This is a genomic window from Arthrobacter sp. efr-133-TYG-118 (genome assembly GCF_030209755.1).
GTDB lineage: Bacteria > Actinomycetota > Actinomycetes > Actinomycetales > Micrococcaceae > Arthrobacter.
Map to the genome: position 1 here is coordinate 18,324 of NZ_JARVRH010000015.1, position 13,470 is coordinate 31,793.

The following is a 13,470-nucleotide window of genomic DNA, read 5'->3' on the forward strand; positions in this document are numbered from 1 at the left end:
GGGGACGAACATGCTCACCGACGACAAGATTCAACGACCTCGCACCATCCTCGAGGCGCTCGAGATGCACGCCGCGGAAGGCCCTGACCGCGCCGCGATCACTAGCGCGCTGAACGGTAAGAGAAAGGAACTCACCTTCGCGACGCTCGTCGATCGAGCACGTCGGCTGGCCGCGCACCTCGACGAACTCACCCAGGGACAGGCCCCACCCGAAAGACTCATCGGGCTGTTCATGGAACCATCGCCTGAACTCGCCGTCGCGACCTGGGGTGTGCTGTTCGGGGGAGCGGCGTACGTGCCATTGGAGCCGGAGTATCCGGACGAGCGGCTCGCCTACATGATCAACGACTCGGGCCTGCACATCGTTATCACCCCGCCATCGCATGCAGAGCGTGCACGGGCGCTCGCCCCAGCGCACGCGACCGTTCACGTGCTCGAAGGACTCGACTCACTCCCCGCGCCAGCGCCCGCGGCCGACCGCCCGGTCGGAGCGAATGACCTCGCTTACGTCATCTTCACCTCCGGCAGCACAGGACGGCCGAAGGGGGTAGGGGTCACGCACGCAGCGATCGCCCATCAGCTCTCGTTGATGAACGCCGCCGGCCACCTCGACCAGACAACAACCGTCCTGCAGAAAACGCCCATCAGCTTCGACGCCGCGCAGTGGGAGCTCCTGGCATGCGCGGCGGGCGCACGGGTGGTCCTCACGAGCCGTGGGGTTCACCGCCAGCCCGATGAAATCCTGCGGACCGTCGCCGATGAGGGCGTCACGGCCCTGCAGTGTGTTCCCACCCTTTGGGCAGCCCTCCTGGACGAGACACGGTTCAGGGAAGCCACGAGCCTCGAACGCATCTTCTCCGGCGGTGAAGCGTTGAGCGCATCGTTGGCGGGCCGCTTGAAGGAGGCACTCCCCTCAGCAGCGCTCATCAACCTCTACGGACCGACCGAATGCACCATCAACGCCACCTCGCATACCGTGACAGACAGGGACCTCAAGGAGGAACCGCCTGTCGTGTCGATCGGCCAACCGATCGACGGGGTGCTGGTCCGCATCGTTGATGCCACACTTACCGCCGTCCCCGACGGCACACCGGGAGAGCTCCTCCTCGGAGGCCCGCAAGTCGCACGCGGCTACGTCAACGACCGCGAGAAGACAGCGTCCCGTTTCATCACGGACGAAGAGGGAACCCGCTTCTACCGAACGGGTGATATCGTCCACCGTGGCCACGACGGTGCCCTCCACTTCCACGGCCGCGAAGACGACCAAGTCAAGCACAATGGGCACCGCATCGAACTCGAGGAGATCAGCAACCGCGTCGAAGAGCACACCTGGGTACGACGCGCCTGCGCTGCCTTGGTCCCTGACGGACAATCCGGACGTGATCACCTCGTGGTCTGCGCCGAGCTCGACCCGCTCGAAGCCGTGCTGATGGATCAAGAAGAAGCCGGGGTCCACCACCGGTCGAAAGCATCGCGGGTGCAAGTACGGGCACAGCTCGCGAACAGCGGCATCCGCGACCTCCAAGCATTCAACCCCGAGGACATCCTGACGCTTCCGCAACCGCCGAACCTCCCGAACATCCGCCGCGCCGCGTTCGCCCGGAAAACCTACCGGCGCTTCCAAGGTGGCCACACTTCCCGCGCAGAGCTCGCCGCCTTCCTGTCCCACAGCGCCGCCCCCGCCCCGAGTGCCACCCAACTCGAGATCTCGGCACTCGGCGAGATCCTCAGATGGTTCGGGCAGTTCCACAGCGGTGAGCGTCTGCTGCCGAAGTACGCCTACGCATCGCCCGGCGCGCTCTATGGCGTGCAGCTCCACGTCGCCATCTGCGCAATTCCTGGCTTGGCAGACGGTGTCTACTACTACGACCCGACGTCGCATCGACTTGCGAGAATCGCGGATCTCCCACCCACCGCAACTGGCCCGGGCGTCGAGTTCCACTTCCGCGGCTTGCCTCCTGTGATCGAGGCGGTCTATAAGCAGAACGTCCGAGAAGTCCTCGAATTCGAGGCTGGCCACATGACCGGACTGCTCAGCCTGGTCCTCACGGGACATGGGCTGGAGGCGGTGCCGGTGGCTGATACAGACGCCGGCTGGTGGAAGACCCTCCTGACCACATCACAGGACGAGGACCTCTATCTCGGAGGCGTGCGCGTACTCCGACACGGTGAAGGACAATTCCCCGAGGTCGTGCGGCCATTCGTGCAAGTCCACGACGACCGTGTCTCCGGACTGCGAACCGGGATGTACGAGTGGACGGGGCGGGACTTCCAGCCAGTCACAACCGAGGTCATCGAGCCCAAGCATGTGATCGCCATCAACCAACAAGTGCACAGACAGGCTGCCTTCGGGATCGCCCTCGTTGCGGAGAACACCAGAGAACTGTCATACATCGCCCTCGGGCGGGTGTTGCATCTTCTGCAGGCGAACCCCCACGGATTCGGCCTCATGTCCTCCGGATACAGCTCCAAGACCGGCCATCCGCTCCCGTCGGCGCGTCGCCTCGAACACCTCCTGAGCGAGTGGAACATCTCGATGGAGGCCTCCTACTTCGCGGTCGGAGGACGCATTTCGGCCGCCCAGATCGAAAGCGAAGGAATGGAGGAAGACGCAGTGCACATGCAGGGACCGGCCGAGCTCATCAGGCCGGACCTCGCACGGACGCTGCCGTCGTACATGTTGCCGACGAAGGTCCTCCTCCTCGACCGACTACCCCTCGCGCCGAACGGCAAGATCAGCAGAGCCGATGTCGCGCAGATCGTGGCCGCAGACACCTCCTCGAGCAGCAACCCCTTCGCGGTCCCCCAGACTCCGACCCAGCGCTGGCTGGCCTCGCTATGGTCCGAACTCCTCGGATATGAACCCGTCTCCGCTGGCGACGACTTCTTCGCAGTCGGCGGTACGTCCTTGAAAGCAGTGCGTCTCACCAGCCGCCTGCGCAACGAGCTCGGCCGATCACTTCCCGTTCAGGAGGTGTTCAGCAATCCACGCCTCGACGCCCTCGCCCAGCGCATCGACGAACTCGATGCCGGCCGAAGCCCACAGATGCGGCTCGTCGGCCTTCATTCCCCACGAGCACGCCCAAGACCGCCCGTCTTCGTCTGGCCCGGGCTCGGCGGCTCGCCCGCGGGCTTGCGCAAGCTGGCCTCCAAACTGGGCGAGCGTACCGTATACGGCGTTCAAGCACTCGGCATAAACGAAGGTGAGACACCGATCTCCTCCATCGCCGAGATGGCGGCGATGGATATCGACGAGATCCGGAGGGTTCAGCCCAAAGGACCATACACGCTCGCCGGATACTCCTTCGGGGGACGGGTGGCCTTCGAAGCGGCATGGCAGCTCGAACAAGCGGGCGAGACCGTCGATGCGCTCCTGCTCGTATGTCCGGGCAATCCATCGATAGAGCCACAACCGGATTCACCCGTCATCGGTGCCGGGAGGGATGCGTCCTGGACGAACCACCGCTACCTGACCATCCTGGCCTCCGTCTTCACCGGCACTGCCTGCGGTCCCGCAGCCGAACGGATCGTGCGAGAAGTACGTGGCCTCGATTCCTTCATCAGCTACATCGACGAGGTTACGGGCGGACTCGACGCGGACACCGTCAGCCGAATCGTCCGCGTCGTGGAGACCACGTTCTCGTTCGAGTACACCATCGAAGAACTCGCCATTCGAGACCTCGCCGTTTCCATCGGTATCGTCAGGGCGGCCGGGGACGACTACTCCTTCATCGACAGCGTCGCCGATCGAGCTCCCGCCAACGTCACCTATGTCTCCGCGAAGGCCGACCACTATTCGATCCTGCGGGAGGACGTCGACGAGCTCGTCCTGCTCATCGACACGCACCGGCTCCTGGATCCCGCGGATGTCCCGTCCGGCGCAGGCGGTGCATGATGCCCCACATCACCGTGGACTGCCTCGGCGCGGATTCCGACGCGGTGCTTGTACGCGCAAACGCTGAAGGTCCCTTCGTGCGCCTGCCGCGCTACCCGACGACCGCTAAAATCACCCGGATCGAGGAGTCATGACTTATCTTCCCATGCGGGTGACCGAGGAGGTCGCACAGGCAATCAGGGACGGGACCCCCGTCGTCGCGCTCGAATCAAACGTCATCGCACATGGATTCGACTACCCGGCGAACGTGGACGCGGCCAAGGCCGTTGAACGCGCCGTCCGGGAGGGCGGGGCGGTTCCCGCGACGATAGCAATTGTCGACGGCGCGGTCGTCGTCGGTGTGGACGAGGCAACGATCGAACGCCTGGCTATCGAGGAGAACGTGCCAAAAGTTTCCAGCCGCGACATCGGGTACATCCTTGCCACGGGTGGCAATGGGGCGACAACGGTAGCCTCGTCGCTCGTGTTCGCCGAGCTCGCGGGCATCCGCCACTTCGCCTCGGCCGGGCTGGGCGGAGTCCACCGCGGAGCGACGAGAACGATGGACATTTCCTCGGACCTGATCCAGCTCACGAGATCCCGGGTGATCGCCGTCTGCGCGGGCGTCAAGAACATCCTCGACGTGGGCCTGACACTGGAATTCCTCGAAACGCAATGCGTCCCGGTCATCTCATTCCGCTCAGATGACTTTCCCGCGTTCTACTGCCGCACGAGCGGTCATCGCAGCCCTCTTAGGGTCGACGAACCGCGCCTGCTTGCTGCCATGGCGCAGTCGCATTGGGCCGCAGGCAGCCCTACCGGCCTTGTCGTTACCGTCCCTCCAACGATTGAGGACGCACTCGACATCGATCTCGCGGAGAAGGCGGTCCTGGAGGCGCTGTCTGATGCCGAAACTGCTGGCGTCACGGGGAAATCAGTCACTCGCTACCTCATGCGAGCCGTCGACCGGCTCACCGGCGGCAGGAGCGCAGAGGCAAACCAGGCAGTGCTTGTCAGCACGGCCCGCACAGCCGCGGCAATCGCCGTGGAAGGCCGATGATGAGGCCCGGGGGCAAACATGCAGTACGCGGCACACAGTCAAGACGCGTGGGATGCACACGCGGAAGAGGAGATGTCATGGTTGCCGTAGCACTGTTCGATCTCGACGGGACGTTGCTTCACACGCCCCGCGCAATCGCCCATGCGATGGCGGAGTCCGCGCAAGCGGTCACGGGGAAAACCGTGCCGCACGGTGAGGCTCTGGCGCTCGTAGGCCTGCCACTGCAGGTTATTACGGAAACGCTGGCCCAGGCCGTCGACAATCCGGGCGCTGCTGAGCGCATACGCGATGCATACATGGAGCGGTTCGAGACAGTCATCATGCCGCAGGCCCCCTCCTTGGTCTGCGATGGGGTGCTAGAGAGCATCCTGGCCCTGCGCGGCTCTGACGTCGCCATTGGCGTGGTCACGAGCAAGAACAGACGAAGCGCCGAAGCCATCCTCGACGCGGCGGGCCTGCTCGAGCACTTCGATCTCGTCGTCGGCGCCGACGACATCGCCCACCCGAAACCTTCCCCGGACGGTATCCTGTTCGCCCTCGCATGCCTCGGAGGGACAGACAGGGCATCCGCGTTCTACGTCGGTGACACAGCCCACGACATGGTCGCTGCGAAAGCGGCCGGCACGCACGCGATCGGAGTGACATACGGCGTGGGGACGTCGAAAGAGCTCCTCGATGCTGGAGCGGAACTAGCCCTTGTTTCATTCATCGACGCCTGCATCTGCGGAGGAATTGCCATCGGTCGGTCCCTGGATCTGACCGCCTATTGAGAGGGCCCAACACAAACCCGCCCCGGAAAAGGCCTGTTGACCGCATAATCCAGGTCAACAAGCCACCGGCCCGCACACGCGGGGGATGGCTCCCTGTACTAATGTCACCAAGACCAAAAAGGGCTGAGAGAAGGGAACGCAATGGCCAGCACGCCAAATCCAAAAACCAATTCTCAAGCGGGGTCATGCTCGATGTTATGACTTGACACTCGTTCTCAATATTTCGAAATATGGATTAATTAGTCGGGGTTCTTCCGACGCCTCGGGGCGTTCCGCGTTGCCTCTCATGACGAATTCGCGGAATCCGGTGGTTATTATATTTGGGGGATTTATGACAGAGCATCCGCATACTCAGCAGGTTCAGATGGAGCCTTCCGTGGCTGAAGGGCATCCGTTGCCTCCTGCACGGTCTTTCGATGTCAGGATGCTCTTTCCTGGCGCCATTTTGGGGGCTGCGGCGTACGCTGTCACTCTCGCGGTTTCTCTTGCTGCGTTGGCGCTCTCGGTGGCGGGGGCCGGGTTCGGGCAGGACGGTGCAGGGAAACTGCCTTCGAATCTGCCGGTTCCGGCCGGTACGGTGCCCTCTCCGTGGCAGATCTTCTTCCAGCTTGCCGTTCAGTTGGTGGCAATGAGCCAGTTCGGGGCCTTGGGTACGAGCGTGGAGGCGAGCGTGCCATTCCTGGGGACCGTCCACGGTTCAGGTTCAGTGTTCGCCGTCCCGCTGCTGCTGACTGCGGTGGCTGCGGCCGTTTGCTTTTTCGGAGGTCGAAGGGCCGGGAACCGGCGGCCATCCGGTTCGACGGCTCACGTCTGGGTGGAGTCGGCCGCGACGGGTGCGGTGTTTTGTCTTCTGGTGAATGTCGCGGCGGCGGTCTTCGCGATTGCGGTCCCGGCTCCGATGGTGAAGATCAGTCCGTTGAGCGCGGTCTCGTTTGGCTCGATCGTCGTATCGCTGGTCGTGGCGACCCTCGCTACCGTCGCAGGAAGGGCTTCCGCGCGGCCGGGAACGATCTCTGCACGCTGGAGTCCTTGGCTCAGGCCCTTGTGGGCGGTGTCTGTCCACTTCGGGATCTTCCTCGGGGTAGCTGTGCCGCTAGCTGTCCTCGTCCTGGGTGTCCAGTTTGGATGGCCCATGACACTTTCGACACTGCTGTGGGCGCCGACCGCGGGCCTGTACTTGCTGGGACTTGGGCATCTGAGCCCCCTAGCCCGGTCGTGGGGCATGTCATCCATCGGTTCCTCCTCGTCGAACGTGGCCGGGTCAGACTTTTCCTTCGGGATGGGCCTCGCCCAGTTCGGGCTGCCTGTGTGGGCTGCGTGGTTGCTCGTCCTCCTGGCTGTCGTGGTTTCCTTGGCCACCTCCGTTTTCTGGTACCTGCGCCGAAACCCGGAACCCGGCAGCGGTATCAAGCAGTGGGCCGAGCTGCCCGTGGCGTTTCTCGCTGCCGGGCTTCTGGCGTCCTGGATGAGCACAGTCTCGGGTTCCTTCGACGCTTCATCGCTGGCTTCGGGAAATGGAGCCTTGACTCTGACCCCGCTCACCGGTCTGATCTTGGCGGTTTGGGGTTTGGGGATCGAGGTGTCCGCGCGGCACGCCGCACCACGCCTGGTCTCGTATATCCCGCTGAGCATTATCCACCGGATCCTCCCGCAATCCCTCCACGCGGCCCCTGGCGTTGGTGTGATCCCTGACGCCGGCCTCTTCGGGGCCGAAGCACCTCTCGAAAGGCATCCCGCGGCCTCCGGGGATGCCTCCAACGCCAGAGCTCCTCACGAACCAGCCCCCTTGCATCCCGCCTTGGCTGCAAGGGAACCGCTCTCTGCCCGTTCAAAGCGGAACCTCGTAACGGTTCTCGGGGGAGCCGGTTTGGTGGCCGTGCTTGTTGTCGGGTTGACGGTCATGGTCAACGTGATCAAGGGATCGAACGGGCCCGACAAGCTTGTGGCTTCCTATCTCCAGGCTCTCGAGGACGGACAGGCATCCAAGGCCTTGACTCTCGCAGACCCGGGCCTGGCCAACGACCAGAGATCCCTCCTCACCGATGCCGTGTACTCCAAGGCAGCCAAGCGAATAGACGGATTCACCATCCTCTCGACCAAGACCACTGATACGACAGCGACCGTCGTCGCAGAGCTTCGCCAGGACGGCCGAAAGCAGCAATCCACCTTCACTCTCCACAAGACGAACCCCGAGCTTCTCGACGACCACTGGACAATGGACTCGGCTCCACTGGGCAAGCTCACAGTCTCCTCCACCAGCCCGATTCAGAAAGCCCTCGTCGATGGCCAGGAAACCACGCTGGCCATCACCGGCAGCGAATACGGCAACAAGGGCACCCAGTTCCCGGTTTTCCCGGGTGAGTACACCATTGAGCTGCCTCCCACGGAAAAGTACCTCACCGCGCAGAAGGCCGTCGTCCTGGTCTCAATCGACAACTACACGGGCTCGGCCAACCTGAGCATCGAACCCTCTGAAGCGTTGAAGACCGAAGCGGCCGCTCAGGCCGACGCGCTCCTGGCCACTTGCGCCAAATCCACCGACTTCAGGCCCAAGGGCTGTCCTTTCGGAACCTATTCCTTCTCGACAACCCGCAACGTGCAATGGACCCTGACGAAGAAACCCACCTACAAGCTCAGCGGTACCAGCGGATCCGGGTGGGCGCTCAGTACCGACACCTCGGGAGAAGCTAAAGCCAACTACGAACGCGACGCCTCATACGGTTTCGGCGCGGCTGACTGGAAACCGGACAGCACCACCGCGACGATATCCTTCTCAGCCACCGTGACCGCCCAGGACAACACCGTTCACCTCAATTACAACGGCTACTGACAGCAAAGACACGGATTTTCCCGCCAAACCAGCACCCTCCGCGCTACGACCACTGAAGGTCAGACCCGGGCAAGGATTGGCGAGCTCCAGGCCGTCAACGTCAACCGCTCAGAGAAGGCCCTCGGAGCCAGGGCCTTCTCTGAGGCATCCTCGGCTTGGTTTGCGGTCTTGTCCACGGAGGCTGTTGGAATCGTCTCGCTGGCCTTGAACTGGGTGCGATTCAGCGAGATGGCATGTTGCTGCATGAATGACCACGCAAGACGCGGTTCAGGCTGGGTGACTTCGGGTGGCCCGGAGAACACTGTCGATGGTGGTGGCGTGTTGGCCCTCCGGACCCGTCACGGCGCGTTCCCGGGAATCGGCAACATTGATCCTCCATGAGCCGGGGCCGCTGGTGAGCGCCTCGACCAAGTCCTCGGGAGTGAAGAACTTGTCCTTCATGTCCTTGTGCCCGCTCCACGGGGTCAGTCCATCCGGATGATGTCCGACCATCAACAAAGCGCCGCCGGGAGCCACGGCTGCCGCGGCCGAGGCAAGGGAATCGCGCCACGGCAGGAGCGGAGAATGAAGGAATTGGGAGGACACCAGATCGAAACCCTCGTGGGGGTGCCACGAGCCGAAGTTCCGTTGCAGCCACGAGATCCGGTCCTGGAGCCCGACGTCGGCGGCATGGGCTTCTGCCCGTTCAAGCGCGACGGCGGAGACGTCCACCGCGGTCACCGTCCAGCCATGTTGGGCGAGCCAGATGGCGTCCGCGCCTTCCCCGCAGCCGAGATCCAGGGCGGTGCCGGGAACCAGTTCCTTGGCTTCGGCGATCAGCTGCGGATTGGGATTCCCGCTCCATCTCTTTGGCTTTTCCCGATACACCTCGTCCCAGAACTGCGCCGGGTCGGCGTCCTGGCCGGTTTCGTTGTGGAGGTGGGCTCCGCTGTCGTGCTGGTGCGTCATGGCTCAAGCCTGCCCCGAGGTGCCCCCGTGAGGCAACGGCCGCCCAAAGGACCCCGTGGAAAGGCTGGCTGTCCGCGGATGCTAGAATAGATCTACTTGATGTGCAGTGATGCCCGCTTAGTCCCCGAATTTGGCTTGGTTCCAAACTTGGGAAGTGGGCTTTTTTCATGTGAGAGGCACATCCTGCGTCGATGAACGCGTTTTCTCTGGTCCCGGCCACGGCTTATTGCCTACCGGTCGATCACTGACTTTTTCCTCGGCGAACCCTTGGCCCAACCGGCGTCGGGGGACGATGTCCGTTGGACACCGCCAGAAAGACCCTTGAAACACATGACTACTTTTGCTGCCCTTGGCACGCCCAAGGCCATCGCCGAGTCCCTCGCTGCAGATGGCATCGAAGAAGCTTTCCCCATCCAGGTCAAGACCCTTCCGGATACGCTCGCAGGCCGCGACGTCCTGGGCCGTGGCCGCACCGGCTCCGGTAAGACCATCGCTTTCGCTATCCCGCTCGTGGCACGTCTCGCCGAGCGCGAAGCCAAGCACTTCCGCAAGCCGGGCCGCCCGATGGGTCTGGTCCTCGCACCGACCCGCGAGCTGGCCACCCAGATCAACGCCACCATCGAGCCGCTCGCCAAGGCCATGGGCCTGAACACTACGGTCATCTACGGCGGTATCTCCCAAGCCCGCCAGGAAAAGGCGCTGCGCGCCGGCGTCGACATTGTCATCGCCTGCCCGGGCCGCCTTGAGGACCTCATCCGCCAGCGCATCCTGACGCTCGAAGCCGTCGAGATCACCGTGCTGGACGAGGCCGACCACATGGCTGACCTCGGCTTCCTCCCGGTAGTCAAGAAGCTCATGGACATGACTCCTACCCAGGGTCAGCGTCTGCTCTTCTCCGCGACGTTGGACAACGGTGTTGACAAACTGGTCAACCGTTACCTGTCCAACCCGCTGACCCACTCGGTGGATGACCCGCAGGCCGCCGTCACCACCATGGAGCACCACGTCCTGGTGGTCAACGACCAGACCGTCAAGAAGCAGCTGATCGTGGAACTGGCTTCCGGCGCCGGCCGCCGCCTCCTCTTCATGCGGACCAAGCACCACGCACGCAAGTTGGCCAAGACCCTGACCGATTGCGGCATTCCCGCCGTCGATCTCCACGGCAACCTGTCGCAGAATGCCCGTGACCGCAACCTCGCCGAGTTTGCCAGCGGCGAAGTCCGGGTGCTGGTGGCCACCGACGTCGCGGCGCGCGGCGTCCACGTCGACGACGTCGAACTCGTCATCCACGTCGACCCGCCCACAGAGCACAAGGCTTACCTGCACCGCTCCGGCCGTACGGCCCGTGCCGGTTCCGACGGCACCGTGGTCACGCTGACGCTTCCCGAGCAGCAGTCCGACGTCAAGAAGCTCATGAAGGCTGCCGGCGTCGACGTCTCGTTCGAGCGCGTCACGGCCAACTCCCCGTTGATTGCCGAACTGGTGGGCCAGGTTGCCGACAAGGTTGACCCGCGCACTCGTGCGGCATTGCTTGCGGCGAAGACCCAGCAGCCGGGCGGCGGTACCTCCACCGGTGCCAACGCCCAGCGCAAGCGCAACCGCCGTTCCACCCAGGCTGCACCCACTGCGGGTGGCCGTGGTGGTCGCGGTGGCCGTGGCAAGGTTGCGGCCGAGCCTGTGCGCACCGACATCAACCGCGCTGATCGCCGCGCAGCAGCGAACGACGACGTCGCCCGCAGCTCACGTGGACGCGGCAACGCCGCTTCCGGTCACCGCAACGACGTTCCTGGCGCACAGGGCCAAGGTGGTCGCAGCGGACGTCCGGCAACCGGTCAGCGTGCATCTGGCGGTAACCGCTCGGCGTCGGCTCCGCGCACGGAATCCGCTACTTCCACGCGTACCAGCGGCAACAAGTCCGTATGGTCCTCGAACACCGGTGGCAACTCCGGTGGCTCCTACGGCTCCGGCTCAGGCAACTCGGGTTCCGGCCGTCCGGCCCGGAGCGGCCCGCGCCGTGCCTCGGCTCCGGCGTCGAACGAACGCCGCGGCCGCTAAGCCACTTGTGGTCCAGGTTCTCCGCTGGACATGCTCAACCTTGGTAGCAAGGAGTGGACATATTCCTGATATGTCCACTCTCTGACCCAAGAGCGGAGCATGCTCATTGTCCGTTCGCCAGGTTCTCCGCTGGACATGCTCAACCTTGGTAGCAAGGAGCGGACATATTCCTGATATGTCCACTCCTATGCTCGAAGAATGAGCATGTCCCTATAGGGATTACCAGCCGCGCTCGCGCCATTCCGCAAGGTGTGGCCGCTCCGCACCGAGCGTAGTGGGATCTCCATGGCCCGGATGCACCACGGTGTCGTCCGGGTAGGCCTCGAACAGCCGTTCGCTCACGTCGTTCAACAGCGAAGTGAAGCGTGCGGCGTCGTTCTGGGTGTTGCCGACGCCTCCGGGGAACAACGAGTCGCCGCTGAAAATGTGCGCGGGCCCTTCCGGGTCCCGGTACACGTAGGCGATCGAACCGGGAGTGTGGCCGCGCAAGTGCACCGCGGTGATGTCGAAACCGTCGAAGTTTCCCACATCGCCATGGTGCAACAGCACGTCAACGGGCACGGGCAGCGTCTCGGCGTCGTCCGCTCCGGCCGAGGTCTTCGCGCCCGTAGCTTCCACCAACCCGGGAAGCGCGCGGACGTGGTCCCAATGCTGGTGCGTCGTGGCGATCAGGGCCAGTTTCGGCGTGGCCGTGGTGTCCGCGGTCGAGTCTTCGATCATCTGTTGGATGGCCGGAAGGTCGTCCGCGGCGTCGATCAGGAGCTGCGCGCCGCTTGCCTTCGAGGTGAGCAGGTACACGTTGTTGTTCATCTCGCTGACCGAGATTCGCCGGATGGTGATGTCACGCAGTGAATGAATGAGTGAGTCCATTCGTCCACTCTACGGAAGCCGCCTGCGGCTTACCGCCTATTCGCGGCCCTGCGAAACCCAGGCGGGATCCGCGGACCGTGAGCCGACGACGGCGTCCGCGGCGCCGTCGAGCACGCCCAGTTGAGCGGCACTCAACTCAAGCGACAAGGCGCCCAGGTTCTCGTCGATCCGATGCGCTTTGCGCGTACCGGGGATGGGGACCACGCTGAGCTGGAGACGGCGGCCCTGGGCGAAAAGCCAGGCCAACGCCACTTGGGCGGGGGTTGCATCCCGGCCGGTGCTTTCGGACAACTCGGTGGCCACGGCACGTACCGCGGCAACAACCGCTTGGTTGGCGTCGAGTGCGCCGTCGGCAAAACGGGGGATGCGGTGCCGGAAATCGTTCTCGCCGAGTTGATCGGCGCTGACGGTTCCCGTGAGGAACCCCCGGCCAAGCGGCGAATAAGGCACGAAGCCCACACCCAGCTCTGCCGCAGTCGGGACGACGTTGCGTTCAACGTCCCGGCTCCAGATGGACCATTCGCTCTGCACGGCGGCTATCGGGTGCACGGCGTTGGCTTCCCTCAGCTCCTCGGCTGTCACTTCAGACAGGCCAAGGTGCCGGACCTTGCCTGCCCGGACAAGCTCCGCCATGGCCTCCACGGTTTCCACAATCGGAACGCGGAGGTCTCGGCGGTGCATGTAGTAGAGGTCGATGACGTCGGTGCCCAGGCGGCGGAGGCTCGCTTCCGCCGCCTGGGCCACGTACGCGGTATCTCCGCGGACATCGGTGTAGCCATCGCGCGGGTTGCCCACGATTCCAAACTTGGTGGCCAACTGGACATCGTCGCGCCGGTCCTTCAGCAGTTTCGCGATCAGTTCCTCGTTGTCGCCCGCGCCATATACGTCAGCGGTGTCGATGAAGCTGATGCCAGCATCCACGGCGTGATGCAGCGTCTTGAGGGATTCGGCGGGGTCAACCTCACCGTACACGGGCGTCAACGCCATCCCGCCGAAACCGAGGGGGCTCACGATCAGGCCATCGCCGAGCTGTACGTTCGTGGTTTCCGGGCTCATGGTGCTT

At 64.0% G+C, this 13,470-nt stretch carries 10 protein-coding genes; 6 read left to right on the top strand and 4 right to left on the bottom strand.

Features of this window, described 5'->3' with window-relative positions:
- The first annotated feature begins 10 nt into the window (after positions 1-10).
- From QRN59_RS13970 to QRN59_RS13990, 5 genes are all read left to right on the top strand, one after another.
- Positions 11-3,895 (top strand): non-ribosomal peptide synthetase family protein, encoded by a 3,885-nt coding sequence (locus QRN59_RS13970; RefSeq protein ID WP_284983108.1) that lies wholly within the window; start codon positions 11-13, stop codon positions 3,893-3,895.
- Entirely contained in the window at positions 3,892-4,029 is a 138-nt protein-coding gene (locus QRN59_RS13975; protein ID WP_284983109.1) for a hypothetical protein, read from the top strand. The genes QRN59_RS13970 and QRN59_RS13975 overlap by 4 nt, the downstream gene beginning before the upstream one ends.
- A complete protein-coding gene (locus QRN59_RS13980; RefSeq protein WP_284983110.1) occupies positions 4,026-4,934 on the top strand; it encodes a pseudouridine-5'-phosphate glycosidase in 909 nt (302 codons plus the stop codon). Before QRN59_RS13975 ends, QRN59_RS13980 begins: the two co-directional genes overlap by 4 nt.
- A 77-nt stretch (positions 4,935-5,011) precedes the next feature.
- Positions 5,012-5,704: an HAD family hydrolase gene (locus QRN59_RS13985; protein ID WP_284983111.1), complete on the top strand. Its 693-nt coding sequence runs from the start codon at positions 5,012-5,014 to the stop codon at positions 5,702-5,704.
- A 376-nt stretch (positions 5,705-6,080) separates the two neighbouring features.
- On the top strand, positions 6,081-8,534 hold the full coding sequence (locus QRN59_RS13990) for a hypothetical protein (RefSeq protein WP_284983112.1): 2,454 nt from the start codon (positions 6,081-6,083) through the stop codon (positions 8,532-8,534).
- 59 nt (positions 8,535-8,593) lie between these two features.
- Here the strand turns inward: QRN59_RS13990 and QRN59_RS13995 are convergent, their stop codons facing one another.
- Together QRN59_RS13995 and QRN59_RS14000 are read right to left on the bottom strand one after the other, a co-directional pair.
- Positions 8,594-8,779, bottom strand: a complete 186-nt coding sequence (locus QRN59_RS13995) for a hypothetical protein (protein ID WP_284983113.1) — start codon at positions 8,777-8,779, stop codon at positions 8,594-8,596.
- Between the two features lie 22 nt (positions 8,780-8,801).
- Complete coding sequence (locus tag QRN59_RS14000; protein WP_284983114.1) at positions 8,802-9,482, bottom strand: SAM-dependent methyltransferase; 681 nt, start codon at positions 9,480-9,482, stop codon at positions 8,802-8,804.
- A gap of 330 nt (positions 9,483-9,812) precedes the next feature.
- Between QRN59_RS14000 and QRN59_RS14005 the strand changes: the two genes are divergently transcribed.
- Positions 9,813-11,537 (top strand): DEAD/DEAH box helicase, encoded by a 1,725-nt coding sequence (locus QRN59_RS14005; RefSeq protein WP_284983115.1) that lies wholly within the window; start codon positions 9,813-9,815, stop codon positions 11,535-11,537.
- Between the two features lie 219 nt (positions 11,538-11,756).
- Here QRN59_RS14005 and QRN59_RS14010 read toward each other — a convergent pair whose 3' ends face one another.
- Positions 11,757-12,407, bottom strand: a complete 651-nt coding sequence (locus tag QRN59_RS14010) for an MBL fold metallo-hydrolase (RefSeq protein WP_284983116.1) — start codon at positions 12,405-12,407, stop codon at positions 11,757-11,759.
- Between the two features lie 36 nt (positions 12,408-12,443).
- Positions 12,444-13,463 carry an aldo/keto reductase gene (locus tag QRN59_RS14015; RefSeq protein WP_284983117.1) on the bottom strand — a complete coding sequence of 340 codons (1,020 nt, stop codon included), beginning with the start codon at positions 13,461-13,463 and terminating at the stop codon, positions 12,444-12,446.
- Between the last annotated feature and the right edge of the window lie 7 nt (positions 13,464-13,470).